The organism is Bacillus sp. iso_77 (genome assembly GCF_056173625.1).
The window spans coordinates 1,374,496-1,392,649 of sequence record NZ_CM149683.1 but is presented as its reverse complement, the minus strand read 5'-3'; the positions used below and the strand labels follow the sequence as shown (position 1 = coordinate 1,392,649).

The window sequence follows — 18,154 nt, the reverse complement described above, 5'->3', positions numbered from 1 at the left end:
AGGGATGGAGACAAATGAAACAAATCAAATGGCTTCTATTATTATGTGCATTACTTGCGGTTGTCAGTATGGCGTTTATTGGGGTAACTCTTGCAGAAAAAAACGTGCTGGGTATTTGTCTAAGTATTGTGTTCGCCATGATTTTCATGGGTACAGGATTTACATTAAAACGAAAATTAAACGTACAATCATAAAATTTATGAAAAGCCTTTTACATTTTACATGTAGAAGGCTTTTATTTTGGGTAAAAACAAGACCAACCACCTATGTAACACTAATGATTCAACTAAAAATTTCATATAGTGTTGGCAAATCTAAGCAATCTGAACTCCTCCATTTTTCGACAAGAACTTTTATAGTTCTCCAAAATCAAACACAAAGTTACATTTTTCCTATTCTTCCACAAAGTTTCTCATGGTATGCTGTTCTTGCAACAAAATTTAACAGAAAAGGGAGAGAAAAGAAGCATGAAGAAGTTTTTGAGCAAATCGCTCAGCTCTGTTGTATTTTTCGCTTTAGCTATCATTTTTACTTTCACAACAGTAGCTCCTGGGCAAGCAAGCGCTGCAACTTTCAAAGGGATTCCTTTTGAGCAGCAACAAATTATTAAAGAATTATTGGAGAAAAACGAGCGTGTTATCAACATTCTCATCAATTCATTTGTTGAGGAAGACAACAGCTACACATTTGATGTGAAAAAAGCTGTTGAGCTCGGTCTTACTGAAGAAGAAGCGGCGACTGCTGAGAAATTCTTAGATCGCGCAGCTGTTCTTACAATCGTTTTCAGTGAAAGCATCACTAAAAACGAAAAAGGAAAATTAGTTTTTGATGCAGAAAAAGCTGTTGAACTTGGTCTTACTAAAGAAGAAGCAACTAAATTCGAAAAGCTTTTCAAATCAGTGATCAGAATTGCTGATCTTGCTGGTGATGCACTTGTTCTAGACAAAAAAGGAAACGTTGTAATTGATTCTAAAATCGCTAAAGGTCTTGGATTCAGCTCTACTGAATTACTTGTTTTCAACCAATTGCTTAAGAAAATTCCTCAAGAGCAATTAAAAACATTCTATGATGCAGTTCAAATTGCTAAAGAAAAATTGAACTAAGCTCAAAAACCCCCATCCGGTTCATCCAGATGGGGGTTCTTTCTTATATCCAATAGATCAAGAGCATGATGAGATAGACGATACTAAAAACGATACTTGCCCGTAATAACAGTTTTCCATAGTAGCGCATTTCAAACTTTCTTTTTTCTTCTTTTTCATCTATGAACGGTATGAAATCTGTTGACTTTGCAATAGAGACTGGTTCTTTCATTTCTTCATATAGATGAAGGCATTTTTTGCATGAACGTAAGTGCTCATTCACTAATTGATTTGTTTCTTCACTCGTGTCCCCTTCTATATAAAGTGGTAATAGTTCTTCAATCAAATAACAGTTCATTTGTTGAACTCCTCACAATGTAGCTTTCGTTTCAGCTCTAATCTTGCTCGATGAAGGGTTGTCTTTACTTTAGATAAAGTCCAATTCAAAATTTCCGCTACTTCTTCATACGATAATTCCTGAATATCTCTTAAAATGAGGACTTCTCGGTAAGAATCCTTCAATTGATTGATATGGCTCCACAGCCTTTGAATATCCGCTTGAGTTTCTAAATGATCTTCAGGTGTCATGAATATCTGCTGCTCTAAAAAGTCAGCTTTTTCTACATCCGTAAAAGTTCGTTTTACTTTTCGGCGATAGTCGTTGACAAATGTATGATAAGCAATGGTGTAAAGCCATGTTTTAATGCTTGAATGTCCTTTAAAAGAGGATAATCCATGCAGTGCCTTGATAAATACATCCTGCGCAAGATCCTTGGCTGTTTCGACATTTCCCGTTCTGCGATATAAATATTTGGTGATTTCCTGAAAATATTCTTCATATATTTTTTCAATTTGATTGGTCGGTCTAGACATCAAAAATAAAACCACACAGTCATCCAAATTGATAAAACGATAAAAAAGAAGTATAACGAAGAAATAAACCACTTCATGCGTTTTAATTCGAGATAATCGCTCTGATCCTCAGTGTGGACAGGAGCAAACTCGTTTCCCTTAACAGAATGCTGAAACTGCTTTTCATGCGTCTTCATCCAGTTAGAAGCCTCTTCTCCAAGCTCCCCTTCCTGATACAATTCATATAAGTCTTGAAAGATGGCTTGTTTTTCTTTATCTCTCAAAACGTTGCACCTCTTTTGTTCGTCCATTTACTTCATATATTTTCCGCTCATTCGATCCGAAGGTTTGAATGATCACAAACCACGAAATGCTCATTTTCCCGTCTTTGTCGATCATTCTCACCGGCTTGATTTGTTTTTTATAGATGGCATAAGGTTCATACTTTTTGAGAACTTGCTGATAGACTTCATCACGTTCTTGATTCGATACCGTATGCGGTAAAGAAGAGTCTGATTGCCAATTCAACTCAATTCCATCGGCATTTCTCGTCACATGAAGTAAATTTGATGATCCGTGAAAAGTATATTGTTTGTGTTCACGAGTTCCTGTTTCTATCTTCACGTCTTTTGACTGTTCCCCTATCAATTCCAACAAATCTTCGTCACTGATATTTCCTTTTTTCTGTTGAAGAATCGCTTTTGATAGCTGTATTTTCAGCAATTCTTTCGTTGAACCATTAAACAGAAATTCAGATTGATCGGCTGTCTTTACCGCCACTTCATGCTGCCATTCAAAATAAAAAGCATCAACGTCTGTGATCTGGTAAGCTGGTGGCTGTAAATTTAACTTTTTATAAATACGATTAATTTTCGTTTTCATTTCTTTGTTTGTTAAATTGATCCCGTCTACATCCTTCAATTGAAAGATGGCGTTCCCATATTGCGCTTGTCGAAGCGTCTCTTTTTTCCAGGTGGCAAACGCTAAGCTCTCATCTTTATTCTGAGACATTTTTGGCAAAAGAAGAACGCTTGTCTCCCCGTCTTCTTTTTCAACCACTACATGAATGCGGTCTAGATCAACGGATCGGCCGCTCCTTTCAAAAAATTCAATGGTTTTTTCCCTATATTCTTTATCGGTCAAATGCTGACCCTTTGCGCGACCATGATAAAAATAGCTGTTTAATTCACCTGTAAACGCAGAAACATTCACTTCATACTGATCGGCTGCAAACACGTAGTTATCAGAGATCGGCTGTTTAATAGTCGTTGAATATAATGTAGTGTCCGCTGGTACAAACTTTGAAGCGAATGCTTTTGCACTTGCTTCAGATAAAGGGCGATATTCTTCTGAGAAAGTATCTGTCAGTTCCGTTTTAGTAAATTGAAACATGATATGTGGAAGATTTAAGATCGGGTTCAGCATCAGCATAAAAAAGACGACAATTCCCCAAGCACCCCACTGTCTCAACTTCACCTTGTTTTGTAGTAACGCACATAACGAATGTAATGTCATAAAGCTTCCTGCGGCCGCTACTAAAATCACAATGGATTTAAACGAAGATTGCAGCTCATGCTTCGAGATAGAAGGATAAAAAATATACAGCAGCGCAGCGAAAATCAGGCCATAGAAAAACAGCAATTCTTTCCACTTCTGATGCCAAAACAAACGAAAGAATAGGTAAAGTACCAAAGCGGCAAAGCCAATCATAAGCACAATGGTCATCAAATTTCTCCATACCAGCTCCGTATCACCGCTGAGAAAGAACTTTTTGCTTTCAACTAACACAATAAATACCGTTTGACATAAAGGCAGAAGTAACACAGATAAATCAAACGCAAAAAACATGCCCCTATTTTTTAAATAAGGAAGAGAAATCACATAAAAAAGTGATGCAAGCAAGACATAACCATAGATGAGAAATTGCATGAAGTCTGTCAGCACTTCAAATGTTTCGATCGTATACTGTCTAGCTAGCACTTGGTGGATCATCTCAAGTGTCATACTCCCTAGCAGAACTACTCTTAATATGATTCCAGCATAAAATACATAACTACTCTTCTTTTCTTTCCATATGGGAAGTGTAATAAAAAGGACAAATAGTCCAAGCACACACCATTGAATCATGTGGATACTGTACTCATTTAAAATAAAAAACCTTTCAAAATGGAGGGATAAATCACTAAACAAATCAAACATCGCTACACAATCCTTTACTTCAAATTAAGGCCTCGTTCGTATAGACATTTGACTTGTCAAAAAGTTTCATCAAATACAAAAAATCACTTCATTCTCATGAAGTGATGTTGTTTATTTTTTATTTCCGCTTCCTTTTATGTAATCATGCAAGATTTTTTCACAGATGGATCGATTTCCAGCAACAATGCTATTTTTCTCTAGAAATGTCAAGCGTTCGCCGTGAATATTCGAGTAAACAGCGCCTACTTCATCAAGTAACACACATCCAGCCGCATAATCCCAAGGCGCTAACCTTAACGTGACATATGCGTCGCTTCTTCCGCTTGCAATATAAGCTAGTTCAAGTGCAGCTGACCCAATCGTTCGTGTTCCTCTCACATCGCGTACGAGACGGGCAAACGGCTTAGCGTCAAAATGGGGGCTTTCAATCGCCCATGTTGGGTTAATGCCGACAATGGCTTTTTCAATGGCAACATCTTTTAAAGGCGGGAGTAAGGTATCGTTCATATACGCCCCTTCTCCTTTGACTGCATGATAGAGCTCGTCATGGATGACGTCATAAATAAGACCGATTTTCCCTACACCATGTTCAAATATCCCAATTGAAATGGCAAAATTTCGTTTTTGATGGATAAAGTTCATGGTGCCATCAATTGGATCAATGATCCATACTATCCCGTCTAGAGAGGTCACTTCTTCCCCTTGGCCCTCTTCTCCTAAAATATGATGATCTGAAAATGTCGACTGTATCTTTTCAATGAAGAAACGTTCTGTTTCTTTATCGATGTTTGTGACAAGATCATTTGGATTTGATTTTGTTTCAATTGATAGACCTTCCTGCATGGATGCTTTAATGCGGCTACCCGCTTCTTTTACCCAAAGCTTTGCAAGTCGGTCAATTTCCACCCAGTTTGTCATCGGACTGTAAACCTCTTTTCTATGTAGTACCTATTTGTATTAGCATACTGATATTATGTACGTAAAAGCAAGAAAAAAGCAGCTTCATACAAAAACGAACCGATGAATTGGTTCGTTTTTACCTCACCTTGTTTTACCCTTGAAGCTGCTCCCATTCTTTTCTTAGGCGCTCAAGCTTTCGTTTGCTGCGTTCTACCTGGATATCATCTTTTTGCTCGATGGCTTCATGAAGCGTAGAAAGCTCATAATCAACCTCTAATCTCCACACAGCGATGCGATTCTTCTTCTCTTGTCTATACCCATGCTTCACGATTTGCTTCACTGGTCAACGCCCCTTCCAGAGAATGATTCATTCCTTGTCAGTTTTCATTGATAAAAATACAATCGATAAGAGAAATGGTTCTTGCTTATATCGTATGAAGCGATCGCATAACCGCAACGACATTCTGAAAATTGTGTTTTTACCTATTTGTTATGTACCACAAAATCGAAGTTTTTAAACGCCGAACCAAGATCCCTGCTATCTTTCTCTTTAAAGTGCATCTTTTTTTGAGCTTGACCCAAGCTATGATAAAATATGATCAGCGAAAAGATACAGGAGGCATAACATGAGTGAAATGCGTTTTAGAGATGAAGATTTTGAAACATTCACAGTAGACGGTTTAGATGAACGTATGACCGTATTAAAAGAGAGAGTCCGTCCAAAGCTTGAAGCACTTGGTGAACATTTTGCACCGCTTCTTTCTTCTATTACAGGTGACGAAATGTTTGTCCACGTGGCAAAACATGCAAGAAGATCAGTCAACCCGCCAAATGACACTTGGGTGGCTTTCGCTAACAGTAAGCGTGGGTATAAAAAGCTCCCTCATTTTCAAATTGGGCTTTGGAAAACTCATGTATTTGTATGGTTTGCGCTCATTTATGAATCTCCAGTGAAAGGTGAATATGGGCAACTATTCGAAAAAGAGCTGAACACGATCCAAAAGAAAATACCGCAAAACTTTGTTTGGTCTAAGGATCATATGAAACCGGACGTCCTCCGCCACAGCGAACTTGATGCTGAACAGCTGAGAACACTATTTGAACGTGTTCAAACAGTCAAAAAGGCCGAACTCCTTTGCGGCATCCAGCTTCCTAGAGAAGAAGTTGTTCAAATGAATAATGAAGAATTCTTATCGAAAATTGAAGATGCCTTCCGCACAGTAACTTATCTATACCGCTTTACACAAAAAGAATCTGTATAAAAAAACGAGCCTATGTTGGCTCGTTTTTCACATCCGTATCATAGCTGTTTCTTCAGCCTCTCTTGCACTTTTTACTGTGCGATAAGGGGAATACCCACTTCCCTTTTCAAACGCCGCACAATGCGTCTTTTCTTCTGCTTTTGATGGTACAACTTCTTTAAATCGTTTATAAGCCTCTAGTAATGCTTGTTTCGCAATTCCTGTTTCATAGGCTTTTTCAACGGCTTGAAAAAATGAAATGACCGCCATCTTTTCTTCAGTTGTCCAGTCGACGTCCATTGGATATTGATATTCCATTTACTTGTCCCTCACTTTAATCCACATTTCTTATTTGAACTTTTATTATAGCATCTGTTTGATCAGAATCCGATTGATTTTATGCTTTACATTCCGATCAGTTCATAATATAATTCTTTTGTTTTATGCAATGAAATCTGCTGTTATTGGGATAATAATAGCAGGTATTTCGATGAAGGTGGGAAAGCAATTGTCACAACATGATACACCCTTATACACTGGACTAAAAAAACACGCTTCAACCAATCCAGTCCAATTTCACATTCCAGGCCATAAAAAAGGAGCCGGAATGGATCCTGAATTTAGAGCATTCATTGGAGACAATGCATTAAGCATTGACCTTATTAATATAGAACCTCTTGATGATTTACATTCGCCTCGAGGAATGATCAAAGAAGCACAGGAGCTTGCAGCAGAAGCATTTGGTGCCGACCATACGTTTTTCTCTATACAAGGAACAAGCGGCGCGATCATGACAATGGTGATGACCGTCTGTGGCCCTGGAGACAAAATTATTGTTCCACGTAATGTCCATAAGTCGATTATGTCTGCTATTGTATTTTCTGGTGCAGTACCTGTTTTTATTCACCCGGAAATTGACAAAGAACTTGGCATCTCTCATGGCATCACGCCAGAGTCAGCTAAAAAAGCGCTGACTAAACATCCAGATGCGAAAGGGCTGCTTGTGATTAACCCAACGTATTTTGGTATTTCAGCTGATTTAAAAACCATTGTAGAGATTGCTCATTCATATGACGTACCTGTTCTTGTAGATGAGGCACATGGTGTGCATATTCATTTTCACGATGAGCTTCCACTGTCTGCGATGCAGGCGGGAGCTGATATGGCAGCAACAAGTGTGCATAAACTTGGTGGCTCTCTCACCCAAAGCTCGATTTTAAATATAAAAGAAGGGCTTGTTTCAAAGGATCGAGTACAATCTATTTTAAGCATGCTGACAACTACGTCTACTTCTTATTTGCTTTTAGCCTCCCTGGATGTCGCTAGAAAGCGATTAGCGACTGAAGGAAAGGCACTTGCAGATGAAGCCATTCGATTAGCTGAATCAGCAAGAACTCGTTTAAACGAAATTGAAGGCATTACTTGTATTGGTCAAGAAATTCTCGGTTCACCTTCTACTTACGATTATGACCCAACAAAATTAATCATCTCCATTAAAGACCTTGGACTCAATGGCCATGATGTGGAGAAATGGCTAAGAGAAAGCTACCGAATTGAAGTAGAGCTCTCTGACCTATACAATATTTTATGTATCGTGACGCCTGGCGATTGTGATGAGACGATTGATACGCTTGTAACGGCTATGAAGGAAATTGCGGCCACCTCTGCACGTCAAGGCGGAAAACAAGCCGTAACAGAAGTGTTACTGCCTGAGATCCCTTCGCTTGCGATGACGCCGCGTGACGCTTTTTACGCAACAACGGAAGTCATTCCATTTAAAGAAGCGGCTGGCCGAATCATTGCAGAATTTGTCATGGTTTATCCGCCTGGTATTCCTATTTTTATACCAGGAGAAATCATCACAGAAGAAAATATCTCCTATATCTTTAAAAATATCGAAATCGGTCTTCCTGTTCAAGGACCTGAAGATTCCACACTAAATATGATTCGTGTCATTAAAGAACAAAAAGCCATTTTATAAAAACGAAACATGCAGCCCCAATTGGAGCTGCATGCTTTTTTATTTATTCAGAGGCTTCATCACAGCAATGACAGTGACCACATGTTCCATAAAGTGTTGTCACTTTTTCATTTTCAAATTGATCAATGGTTTCATTGCAATCTTGACAAATAATTGTACCCACTTGTACATTCCCCTTTTCTTTACTCAAAGTTTGAAAGCGTTTAATCTATTTCATATCTCTATAATATGATGTCACATTTAAGTTGTCAACGGTTAATTGTATGACACATTTAATCATTTTTTATAAAAATATGCTTTTTTCTCAACATATTGAGGAAACGTTTCAAATGTATTTTGCTTCATATCAATTCTGTAACAATTGAGTAACAATCGAAAATTGTCAAAAAGGACGTGATACACTAGAGTGACTAACAGGGAACTGGCTCCTAAAAATGTTGGTACAACCCCAAAGGATTTTGAGGTGAATAGATTGAATTTTATGAGGACCCTTCTCATTATTTTCCCTATGCTCTTTGTACTTAGTTCATGCTCATTTGCGTATATCATACCGAATCAGACAGACCAGGTCAGTCATATTCAAAAGCCGAGAATTCTCTTTTTTACTGATGCAGAAAATCTTGATAAAGAAAGTCCTTATTATGACGCAGTGCTCGATTTAAAAAATGAATATCCGAAGGAAATGTCCAAGATGATTGTCAAAGAAGATCGTAAAGGCTGGAAAAATGAAGTAGACGAACTGCCGGCTATTTTACTTGTCAATAATGAAAAGGTCATTGTGAAGGTGGAAGGTAATGTCCGAAGTAAAGAGGATATCTTATCACCCATATGCCAAGCATTAGATCGAGTGAATACAAATTAACGGTTCGACTTTGCACTTATATATCCATATGAAAAAAGCCCTCAGCTCATGAGGGCTTTTCGTTTTCAGCGAGGTTTCACATACATAAAAAAACCCTCTCCATGTGGAGAGGGCTTCAGCGTGTAGACAAACCCTCGCATTCTTTGTCAGTCCTGCGTGCTGGTGCTCACGAATGTCAAATTCGCTCCGCGCCAGTACTCGTCCTTCCTAGACTTCAAAGTTTTTCTATCACGCTGAAAAGAAGACAAAGGGCTAAAATCAAGTTCATTTTAGCCCTTTGTCAACAATCTGAAACCCTCTCCGTGTGGAGAGGGTTTCAACGTTCATTATTTTACGATATGGATTGGGCTTCCGATTGCTACTTCAGCCGTTTCCATTGTGATTTCACCTAAAGTTGGGTGAGCGTGAATTGTCATTGCGATATCTTCAGCTGTCACACCAGCTTCAATTGCAAGGCTAAGCTCTGAAATCATATCAGAAGCACCAACACCTGCGATTTGTGCACCGATCACAAGACCATCCTCTTTACGAGTGATCATCTTCATGAAGCCATCAGTTGCATCAAGAGAAAGTGCACGTCCGTTCGCTGCGAATGGGAATTTCGCTGCAACGATGTCGATTCCTTCTTCTTTTGCTTCTGCTTCAGTATATCCAACAGTTGCAAGTTCTGGCTCAGAGAATACAACAGCAGGGATACCAAGGTAATCAATTTCAGCTGGCTCTCCAGCGATTGCTTCAGCAGCAATTTTACCTTCGTAAGAAGCTTTGTGTGCAAGTGGTGGTCCATCAACGATGTCACCAATTGCATAGATGTTTGAAACGCTTGTACGGCATTGTTTGTCAGTTTTGACAACTCCGCGGTCTGTCAGTTCAACACCAACTTGCTCAAGACCAAGCTCATCTGTGTTTGGACGACGACCAACAGTCACAAGTACGTAGTCAGCATCGACAGTTTTTTCTTCACCTTTTACTTCGAAAGTAACAGTGACACCGTCAGATTTTTCTTCAACGCCTTTTGCAAGAGCGTTTGTGTGAATTTCAACGTTTCCTTTTTTCTTCAGGTTACGTTTCACTAATGAGCTCATTTGCTTTTCAAAACCTGGAAGGATTTCGTCTCCACCTTCAAGGATGACAACTTCTGTTCCAAAGTTCGCATAAGCAGTACCAAGCTCAGTACCGATGTATCCACCACCGATGACAACTAACTTTTTAGGTACTTCTTTAAGCGCTAAAGCACCAGTTGAGTTAATCACGCGGTCTGTGTATTTAAATGTAGGCAATTCGATTGGACGAGATCCAGTTGCAAGAATTGCATTTTTAAATGTATAAGTCTGCGCTGAATTTTCATCCATGACACGTACAGAGTTGCTGTCTACGAAATAAGCTTCACCTTTGACGATGTCTACTTTATTTCCTTTTAGAAGACCTTGAACTCCACCTGTTAATTTGTTTACAACAGAAGCTTTCCACTCTTGAACTTTTGTGAAATCAACTGTTACGTTTTCAGCTTTGATACCCATGTCTTCAGAATGCTTTGCATTCTCGAAACGATGTCCAGCATTGATCAATGCTTTTGAAGGGATACAGCCGACGTTCAGACATACGCCGCCAAGTGTTCCTTTTTCAACGATTGTTACTTTTTGTCCTAGCTGTGCAGCACGAATAGCAGCTACATATCCACCAGGACCTGCACCGATGACAAGAGTATCTGTTTCGATTGGGAAATCTCCTACTACCATGAATTTACGCCTCCATTAAAATTAATTGTGGATCATTCAATAAACGCTTGATGTGGTTAAGGGCATTTTGCGCAGTAGCTCCATCAATCATACGGTGGTCAAAGCTTAGGGAAAGAGCTAAGACTGGAGCTGCAACGATTTCGCCATCACGAACAACCGCTTTTTCAGCGATACGGCCAATACCAAGGATCGCTACTTCTGGGTGGTTGATGACTGGAGTAAACCATTGTCCACCAGCAGAACCGATGTTTGTGATTGTGCAAGATGCACCCTTCATTTCAGCTGGAGCCAATTTACCATCACGTGCTTTTGTTGCAAGCTCGTTGATTTCGTTAGATACTTCGAAAATCGCTTTGCGATCTGCATTTTTCACAACTGGAACAAGCAAGCCTTTTTCAGTATCAGCTGCAATTCCGATGTTGTAGTAATGCTTTTGAACAACTTCATCTGTTTTATCATCGATAGAAGTGTTAAGTACTGGGTACTTTTTCAAAGCAGAAGTTAGAGCTTTTACAACGTAAGGCAAGTAAGTTAACTTGATTCCTTGATCAGCTGCAACTTGTTTGAATTGTTTACGATGTGCAACAAGGTTTGTTACATCAACTTCATCCATTAATGTTACGTGTGGAGCTGTGTGCTTAGAGTTCACCATTGCTTTCGCGATCGCTTTGCGGATTCCGCTCATTTTCTCGCGAGTTTCTGGGAATTCTCCTTCTAGAACTGGAGCTGCTGCCGCTTTTGGAGCCGCTTCTTCTTTCGCACTTTCAGCTGCTTGAGGTGCTGCTTCTTGAGTTGCTGCAGAACCGCCATTAAGGAAGCTGTCGATATCTTCTTTTAGCACGCGGCCATTTTTACCAGTACCTGCAACTTTGTAAATTTCAACGCCTTTTTCACGCGCATATTTACGTACAGATGGCATAGCAATAACGCGTTTGTTAGGATCAGCATCTACTTGCTCTTGTGCGCCAGCACCAGTTGCTGCTGCCGCTTCTTCTTGAGCAACTTCTTTCTTTTCAGGCTCGTTACCAGCTTCAGCAGTACCTTGTACTTGAGCTTCAGTTTTCGCTTCGCCTTCTTCTTCGCTGCCTTTAAATTGAAGATTTTCGTAACCAGGTGCATCAAACGTAATGATTGTTTGTCCTACAGTTGCAACTGTTCCCTCTTCAACTTTTAATTCTAATACTTTTCCTTTAACAGGTGAAGGAATTTCTACAACTGCTTTATCATTTTGTACCTCTGCTAAAACGTCATCTTCATTGATTTCGTCGTTTGGTTTTACAAACCACTTAACGATCTCACCTTCGTGGATACCTTCTCCGATGTCCGGAAGTTTAAATTCAAATGCCACTGTTTTTCGCCTCCTAGATTATGTTAAACCCTTGTTCTGTCAACATTACACGGTCATGTAATTGATAAAGGGGAAGAGAAATAAATTCTTTTCCCCTCTGTCATTTAATTAAAATTCAAGAACTTTCTTAGCTGTTTCAAGCACGTCTTTATGGTTTGGAAGCCATACGCTCTCAGCTTGAGAGAAAGCAAATACAGTATCAGGTGCAGCTACACGAAGTACTGGTGCTTCTAGGCTAAGAATTGCTCTATCATTGATTTCAGCTACTACGTTTGCTGCAATACCAGCTTGTTTTTGTGCTTCTTGAACAACGATCGCACGGCCTGTTTTTTCAACAGAAGCGATGATTGTTTCAATATCAAGCGGGCTCACTGTACGAAGGTCAACGACCTCAGCAGAAACGCCTTCTTTTTCAAGTTCTTCAGCAGCTTTAAGTGATTCGTGAACCATTGCACCGTAAGTGATGATTGAAAGGTCAGAACCTTCACGTTTCACGTCAGCTTTACCGATTTCAATTGTGTACTCTTCTTCAGGAACTTCCTGACGGAAAGAACGATAAAGTTTCATATGCTCAAGGAATACAACCGGATCGTTGTCACGGATTGCAGAAATTAAAAGTCCTTTTGCATCGTAAGGTGTTGAAGGAATAACAACCTTGATACCAGGCTGTTGTGCAATAAGACCTTCTAAGCTATCAGCGTGAAGCTCAGGTGTGTGAACTCCTCCGCCAAATGGAGAACGGATTGTCACTGGAGAATGCCAGCGTCCACCAGAACGGTAACGCATACGAGCCATTTGTCCAGAAACAGAATCTAATACTTCGTAAACGAATCCGAAGAATTGAATTTCCATTACTGGGCGGAATTCTTGTAGTCCAAGGCCAATTGCAAGACCGCCAATACCAGATTCAGCAAGTGGAGTATCGAATACACGATCCTCACCAAACTCTTTTTGCAATCCTTCAGTCGCACGGAATACGCCGCCGTTTTTACCAACGTCTTCTCCGAAAACAAGAACGTTTTCGTCATTTTTCAGTTCTGTGCGTAACGCATCAGTGATCGCTTGAATCAATGTCATTTGCGCCATGGCTTACTTCGACTCCTTCTGTTTGTAGATTTCAAGCTGTTCAACCAAGTTAAATGGTTTCACATCGTACATGTTTTCAATCAAATCAGTGACTTTCTGCTTAGGCTGTTCGTCAGCTTCTTTGATTGCTTGTTTGATTTGTTCTTTTGCATCTTCGATGACTTTATTCTCTTCTTCTTCAGACCAAAGGCCTTTGTTTTCCAAGAATTTGCGGTAGCGTACCAATGGATCTTTTTGCTCCCACTCATTTTCATCTTCTTTTGTACGATATCTTGTTGGATCGTCACCAGCCATTGTATGTGGGCCGTAACGGAATGTAAGAGTTTCAATTAATGTTGGACCTTCACCATTTACAGCACGCTCACGAGCTTCAGCAGTCGCTGCATATACAGCTAATGCATCCATACCGTCAACTTGTACGCCTACGATACCAGCTGCAGCTGCTTTTTGTGCAATCGTTTGTGCAGCAGATTGCTTTTCAACAGGTGTAGAGATCGCATATCTGTTGTTTTGGACAACAAAAATCGCTGGCGCTTTGTAAGCCCCTGCAAAGTTAATACCTTCGTAGAAATCACCTTGTGAAGCTCCACCATCACCAGTGTAAGTGATTGCAACAGCATTTTTACCGCGCTTTTTCAAACCAAGAGCTACACCAGCAGCTTGAATGATTTGTGCACCGATAATAATTTGCGGAGAAAGTGCATTCACATCTTCAGGCATTTGGTTTCCAACAAAGTGTCCACGAGAGAACAAGAATGCTTTTGTTAGTGGAAGACCATGCCAGATTAATTGTGGTACATCACGATATCCTGGAAGAATGAAATCTTCTTTCTCAAGTGCAAAGTGAGTTGCAAGCTGAGAAGCTTCTTGTCCAGCTGTTGGCGCATAGAAGCCAAGACGTCCTTGACGGTTCAATGAAATTGAACGTTGATCTAATACACGTGTAAACACCATACGGCGCATTAATTCTTTTAATTGGTCATCTGAAAGATCTGGCATTGCCGCTTCGTTTACGACTTCGCCTTTTTCGTTTAAAATTTGGAACGTTTCAAACTGCTTTTTGATGGCATCGAATTGCTTTTTGCTATCAACAATTGCTTTTTTTGTTTTTGCAGCCATTCTAAAGTCACCTCTTCCTTTCTTTTAACAGTCAATTTGTCGTGAATCCATTTATACATACAGATATAGGATAACCCAAAATGCTCATATGACTCCTGTATATAATAGCCACAAAGATCATTGTCGAAACATTGGATGATCGCTTGCTTTTGAGTTTTTCTAACTGTATTAACGATAGTTCACAAAAAACTAATACAACTTCTGTTAACAAGGAATAGTTTACAACAAGAAAAATAGTCCGTCAATTGATTTAACGGCTTTATTTAAATAAATGTATTCGCTTTACTTTTTATGGTGACCTGTATCAATCTGTTTAATCAACAGCACAAACTGTACTAGTATAGAGTGGATCACTGTACTACAATAGCACATGTTTGTTTTTGTCGAAAAATAAAAAAAGAGCTATTTTCAGCTCTTTTGATCGTGATGGACAAAGGGCTAAAATGAACTTCATTTTAACCCTTTCTCTTCTTTTCAGTTTGACATCTTGGAAAAACGAGTAACGACACGCAGGCACTTTGGGAGTAGCAGCGATAAACAGAGCTAGCAAATATGCAAGTACTGTTTTTAGCTGTTTTGTGATTCTTTCTGAGCTGTTTTGTATAAAGCTTGTTTATATTCGTTCAATTGATCTGTATATTGATTGAACTTCTTGCTTTCTTTTCTAACTTTACTATAGGAACGATTCACTGTCTTTAATTTGGATTTCAGCTCAGCGTATCCTAAGTCTTTTCTTTTTAAGGATTCATACAAGTGCTTGTCTTGTTTCAGCGCCTTTTGATACTCACGGTAAAGCTGATCATACGATGCGTATCTTTTTTCAATTGATTTGACTGTTTGTTCTGCTTTGTCTTTTACTTCCGCATCTTTTATCTGTTCAGCGAATTCCTTTACAGATTGAAATTCTTTTTTCGATTGATCCATGCTGTCTTTTTCTGTTTTTAAATGTTCTTCACGCTTTTCTGCCGATGCTAATGCTTGATCAGACAAGTTTGAGACTGTTTTTGTGTGGTCTTTTGTTGTTTGAATCATTTTTTTATACAACTGCTGCTCTTTTTTTTCATAGCTTTGCAGTGCGCCTTGTTCTTTTTCAAAGGATGCTTCTTTTTCGCTCATTTTTGTCATGGCATCTTGCATCTCATAAAGCGGATTTTGACCTCCGCAGCCCGCAAGCAAGAGGGTGCATATCCCCGCTAAAGTTGCACCTGCTTTTATTCTTCTTTTCATCTGTTTCAATTACAAGGTCCCCCTTTACATCTCCACATACCACTATAATTTTTCAGGGCGGTTGTGACAAGGAAAGAGGATGGTTTTTTGAGGGGAAAGAAGATTTTTTTCATGCTCTAGGCTCATGACTATACAAATAGTGCATTCATACATAGTTTATATTACACGCTTCGCCTTCACTTATGAGAGGCCGAGTGTATTTCCAAAGGAGGTCAAAAGTATGTCTAATTATAGTCATGGAAGTATGTATGGTGGATACGGCGGTTACGGTTATGGATACGGCGGCGGTTGTTGCTATCCAAGTTATGGTGGTGGATACGGTTGCGGTTACGGTGGTGGACGTACATTCGCTTTAATCGTCGTCCTATTCATTCTATTGATCATTGTTGGCGCAGCATTCTTAGGCGGCGGTGGCTGCTGCTAATGGCTGAATAAGCCTCTGACCGGTCTCATACGACCGGTCTTCTTTATTTCATTGCATATGTTGTGTATCATTTTATATACTTTACATACAAAGGAAATAGGAGTGAAGTTTTGTGATTACCATGGATGATATCGTACGAGACGGGCATCCCGTCTTAAGACAAACAGCTGAAGCGGTCGAACTCCCGCCAACAGAAGAAGAAAAACAGCAATTAGCTGACATGATTGAATTTGTCAAAAACAGTCAGGATGCAGACATTGCTGAAAAATATGAACTTAGACCCGGTGTTGGCCTAGCAGCTCCGCAAATCAATATCAGTAAACGAATGATCGCTGTTCACTGTGAAGACGAGGGCGGAGAACTTTACAGCTATGCATTATTCAATCCTCGCATTGTTAGCCATTCAGTCAAAAGAGCTTATTTAGCTACTGGAGAAGGCTGTTTATCTGTTGATGAAGCCATCCCTGGATTTGTCCCGCGCTATGAAAAAATTAGGGTGAAAGGTACAACGCTTGAAGGTGAAGACATTGATATTCGCCTAAAAGGGTTTCCGGCCATCGTTTTCCAGCATGAAATTGACCACTTAAATGGCATTATGTTTTATGATCATATTCAAAAAGATCATCCATTCGCCGAGCCAGACAACGCGGTTGCGATCGGCAGATCATAACATAAAAACAAGACCCGTCCATCAGCGGGTCTTGTTTTTTATTCATCAATAAGGCCTAATTCAGTCACAGCGTGGAATATGCCATCCTCATCTACAGGTTTGGTGACAAAGTCAGCTAATGTTTTTAATTCATTGACTGCATTCCCCATCGCAACGCCTGTTCCAACAAAAGAAATCATTTCTCGATCGTTCAACCCGTCACCGAAGGCAATTGTGTCCTTTTGATCGTACGGAAGTCTTTCAATGACTCGTTTAATTCCTTCAGCCTTCGATCCACCTTTTGGCAGGACATCAGTAGACAGCTCATGCCACCTGACGAGATCAATTTCTTCACGGAACGCTTCATATAGATGTTCCTCTTCTGCTTTACAAAATAGTAGCATTTGATAAATGACGTTTTCTTTAAAGAATGACAAATCATGCTCGGGATGCTCTGTTTTTAAAGTGCCAATCCCTTCATGGATAAATGGATGGTTCGGCACAGATGCCTTCATCGTCTTCTCTCCCATGAAAACAAGCGGATGATCATGTTGATCCGCTGTTTCATAAATTTTATCCATCAGCTCTTGCTTAAGCGGATTGCCGTAAATGACTTCTCCTTCGTACATGACATACTGACCGTTATAAGCAATAAATGAGTCAAGCCCTATTTCTTCTAAAATAGGCTGGATGAGAAAAGGCGAACGGCCAGATGCAATGAAGAGATGATGCCCTTTTTCTTTTAATAAACGAACAGCTCGCTTCGTTGATTCAGGTATTTTTTTATCATGGTCATATAAAGTACCGTCGATATCAAAGAAGATGACTTTTTTATTCATATCTCGTCTCCTGTCTCTTGTTATGTATACCCTCTCCCCTTCATCATACAGAAAGATCTTCACTGACGAAACCACTTCCTCTTAAAACGCCCATTTCCCACATATAACCATGTAACATTAAGTGGAAACATCATATAATACAAGTATATAGAGAGAACGGAACAAATGGCTGAATGAGACTCATACCGAAAGGAGGCGATCCGCGATGCTTCGTCGTCTGCGCAAGAAAATTCGAAGACAATGGAAGGACATGCTTCGTAAAAAATCGATTGCTTAAAAGGATCTTCCGCACATTTGCTGAAGGTCCTTTTTTCTCTGAGACTTTTCTTATGCGCGTTTTTTTAATATAATAGAATAAGCGAGTGTAACATACGGTATTTAAGGAGAGATTTGGATGATATATAAGGTATTTTTTCAGGCAAGTACGACTGAGGTACCTGTGAGAGAACACACAGATTCACTATACGTTGAAGCGGTTTCTGAAAGAGACGTACGCGATAAGTTGAAAAAACATAACTACAATATTGAATTCATTCAGCCTGTAGACGGTGCTTTTTTAGACTATGAACGAGAAAGTGAAAATTTTAAAGTATTGGAGCTATGAGA

The 18,154-nt window shown here is 39.5% G+C and carries 22 protein-coding genes; 8 read left to right on the top strand and 14 right to left on the bottom strand.

Annotation, left to right across the window (positions count from 1 at the left end; translation table 11 throughout):
• Positions 1-14 precede the first annotated feature (14 nt).
• The gene (locus AC0VYC_RS07085) at positions 15-194 is read left to right on the top strand and encodes a DUF5325 family protein (protein WP_003211596.1); all 180 of its coding nucleotides are present in this window, start codon (positions 15-17) and stop codon (positions 192-194) included.
• A gap of 273 nt (positions 195-467) precedes the next feature.
• On the top strand, positions 468-1,103 hold the full coding sequence (locus AC0VYC_RS07080) for a hypothetical protein (RefSeq protein WP_058337386.1): 636 nt from the start codon (positions 468-470) through the stop codon (positions 1,101-1,103).
• 43 nt (positions 1,104-1,146) lie between these two features.
• On the opposite strand, the gene AC0VYC_RS07075 is transcribed toward AC0VYC_RS07080, so the two are convergent.
• The 6 genes from AC0VYC_RS07075 to AC0VYC_RS07050 form a co-directional block, all read right to left on the bottom strand.
• Entirely contained in the window at positions 1,147-1,440 is a 294-nt protein-coding gene (locus AC0VYC_RS07075) for an anti-sigma factor family protein (protein WP_058337387.1), read from the bottom strand.
• Positions 1,437-1,955, bottom strand: a complete 519-nt coding sequence (locus AC0VYC_RS07070; RefSeq protein WP_175580593.1) for a sigma-70 family RNA polymerase sigma factor — start codon at positions 1,953-1,955, stop codon at positions 1,437-1,439. Before AC0VYC_RS07070 ends, AC0VYC_RS07075 begins: the two co-directional genes overlap by 4 nt.
• Positions 1,955-2,218, bottom strand: coding sequence for a hypothetical protein (locus AC0VYC_RS07065; RefSeq protein ID WP_475389794.1), 264 nt, complete (start codon positions 2,216-2,218; stop codon positions 1,955-1,957). The genes AC0VYC_RS07070 and AC0VYC_RS07065 overlap by 1 nt, the downstream gene beginning before the upstream one ends.
• Positions 2,208-4,061, bottom strand: a complete 1,854-nt coding sequence (locus tag AC0VYC_RS07060) for a hypothetical protein (RefSeq protein ID WP_475389792.1) — start codon at positions 4,059-4,061, stop codon at positions 2,208-2,210. The genes AC0VYC_RS07065 and AC0VYC_RS07060 overlap by 11 nt, the downstream gene beginning before the upstream one ends.
• A gap of 183 nt (positions 4,062-4,244) precedes the next feature.
• The gene (locus tag AC0VYC_RS07055) at positions 4,245-5,051 is read right to left on the bottom strand and encodes an inositol monophosphatase family protein (protein ID WP_100324953.1); all 807 of its coding nucleotides are present in this window, start codon (positions 5,049-5,051) and stop codon (positions 4,245-4,247) included.
• A gap of 133 nt (positions 5,052-5,184) precedes the next feature.
• Complete coding sequence (locus AC0VYC_RS07050) at positions 5,185-5,373, bottom strand: hypothetical protein (protein ID WP_008345085.1); 189 nt, start codon at positions 5,371-5,373, stop codon at positions 5,185-5,187.
• A gap of 286 nt (positions 5,374-5,659) precedes the next feature.
• Here AC0VYC_RS07050 and AC0VYC_RS07045 point away from each other — a divergent pair, with 286 nt between their 5' ends.
• On the top strand, positions 5,660-6,295 hold the full coding sequence (locus AC0VYC_RS07045; RefSeq protein WP_024720286.1) for a DUF1054 domain-containing protein: 636 nt from the start codon (positions 5,660-5,662) through the stop codon (positions 6,293-6,295).
• A gap of 27 nt (positions 6,296-6,322) precedes the next feature.
• Here the strand turns inward: AC0VYC_RS07045 and AC0VYC_RS07040 are convergent, their stop codons facing one another.
• Positions 6,323-6,592 carry a UPF0223 family protein gene (locus tag AC0VYC_RS07040; RefSeq protein WP_008345089.1) on the bottom strand — a complete coding sequence of 90 codons (270 nt, stop codon included), beginning with the start codon at positions 6,590-6,592 and terminating at the stop codon, positions 6,323-6,325.
• 190 nt (positions 6,593-6,782) lie between these two features.
• On the opposite strand from AC0VYC_RS07040, the gene AC0VYC_RS07035 reads away from it, so the two are divergent.
• A complete protein-coding gene (locus tag AC0VYC_RS07035) occupies positions 6,783-8,255 on the top strand; it encodes an aminotransferase class I/II-fold pyridoxal phosphate-dependent enzyme (RefSeq protein WP_138278475.1) in 1,473 nt (490 codons plus the stop codon).
• Positions 8,256-8,298: 43 nt separating this feature from the next.
• On the opposite strand, the gene AC0VYC_RS07030 is transcribed toward AC0VYC_RS07035, so the two are convergent.
• Positions 8,299-8,418: a GapA-binding peptide SR1P gene (locus AC0VYC_RS07030; RefSeq protein ID WP_003212464.1), complete on the bottom strand. Its 120-nt coding sequence runs from the start codon at positions 8,416-8,418 to the stop codon at positions 8,299-8,301.
• A gap of 318 nt (positions 8,419-8,736) precedes the next feature.
• Between AC0VYC_RS07030 and AC0VYC_RS07025 the strand changes: the two genes are divergently transcribed.
• Positions 8,737-9,117, top strand: a complete 381-nt coding sequence (locus AC0VYC_RS07025; RefSeq protein WP_223255627.1) for a hypothetical protein — start codon at positions 8,737-8,739, stop codon at positions 9,115-9,117.
• Positions 9,118-9,443: 326 nt separating this feature from the next.
• On the opposite strand, the gene lpdA is transcribed toward AC0VYC_RS07025, so the two are convergent.
• The 5 genes from lpdA to AC0VYC_RS07000 form a co-directional block, all read right to left on the bottom strand.
• On the bottom strand, positions 9,444-10,856 hold the full coding sequence (gene lpdA, locus AC0VYC_RS07020) for a dihydrolipoyl dehydrogenase (protein ID WP_003211097.1): 1,413 nt from the start codon (positions 10,854-10,856) through the stop codon (positions 9,444-9,446).
• A 4-nt stretch (positions 10,857-10,860) separates the two neighbouring features.
• Positions 10,861-12,204 (bottom strand): dihydrolipoamide acetyltransferase family protein, encoded by a 1,344-nt coding sequence (locus AC0VYC_RS07015; RefSeq protein WP_008345100.1) that lies wholly within the window; start codon positions 12,202-12,204, stop codon positions 10,861-10,863.
• Positions 12,205-12,312: 108 nt separating this feature from the next.
• The gene (gene pdhB, locus AC0VYC_RS07010) at positions 12,313-13,290 is read right to left on the bottom strand and encodes a pyruvate dehydrogenase complex E1 component subunit beta (protein ID WP_007498597.1); all 978 of its coding nucleotides are present in this window, start codon (positions 13,288-13,290) and stop codon (positions 12,313-12,315) included.
• A 3-nt stretch (positions 13,291-13,293) separates the two neighbouring features.
• On the bottom strand, positions 13,294-14,409 hold the full coding sequence (gene pdhA, locus AC0VYC_RS07005) for a pyruvate dehydrogenase (acetyl-transferring) E1 component subunit alpha (protein ID WP_007498599.1): 1,116 nt from the start codon (positions 14,407-14,409) through the stop codon (positions 13,294-13,296).
• Positions 14,410-14,976: 567 nt separating this feature from the next.
• On the bottom strand, positions 14,977-15,645 hold the full coding sequence (locus AC0VYC_RS07000) for a YkyA family protein (protein ID WP_046343450.1): 669 nt from the start codon (positions 15,643-15,645) through the stop codon (positions 14,977-14,979).
• Between the two features lie 235 nt (positions 15,646-15,880).
• Here AC0VYC_RS07000 and AC0VYC_RS06995 point away from each other — a divergent pair, with 235 nt between their 5' ends.
• Both AC0VYC_RS06995 and def read left to right on the top strand, forming a co-directional pair.
• Positions 15,881-16,060: a YjcZ family sporulation protein gene (locus tag AC0VYC_RS06995; protein ID WP_026050085.1), complete on the top strand. Its 180-nt coding sequence runs from the start codon at positions 15,881-15,883 to the stop codon at positions 16,058-16,060.
• 112 nt (positions 16,061-16,172) lie between these two features.
• On the top strand, positions 16,173-16,730 hold the full coding sequence (gene def / locus AC0VYC_RS06990) for a peptide deformylase (RefSeq protein WP_008345111.1): 558 nt from the start codon (positions 16,173-16,175) through the stop codon (positions 16,728-16,730).
• A gap of 38 nt (positions 16,731-16,768) precedes the next feature.
• Here the strand turns inward: def and AC0VYC_RS06985 are convergent, their stop codons facing one another.
• Positions 16,769-17,548 (bottom strand): Cof-type HAD-IIB family hydrolase, encoded by a 780-nt coding sequence (locus AC0VYC_RS06985; RefSeq protein ID WP_024719544.1) that lies wholly within the window; start codon positions 17,546-17,548, stop codon positions 16,769-16,771.
• A gap of 394 nt (positions 17,549-17,942) precedes the next feature.
• Between AC0VYC_RS06985 and AC0VYC_RS06980 the strand changes: the two genes are divergently transcribed.
• Positions 17,943-18,152, top strand: a complete 210-nt coding sequence (locus AC0VYC_RS06980) for a DNA-dependent RNA polymerase subunit epsilon (protein WP_008345114.1) — start codon at positions 17,943-17,945, stop codon at positions 18,150-18,152.
• Positions 18,153-18,154: the final 2 nt, after the last annotated feature.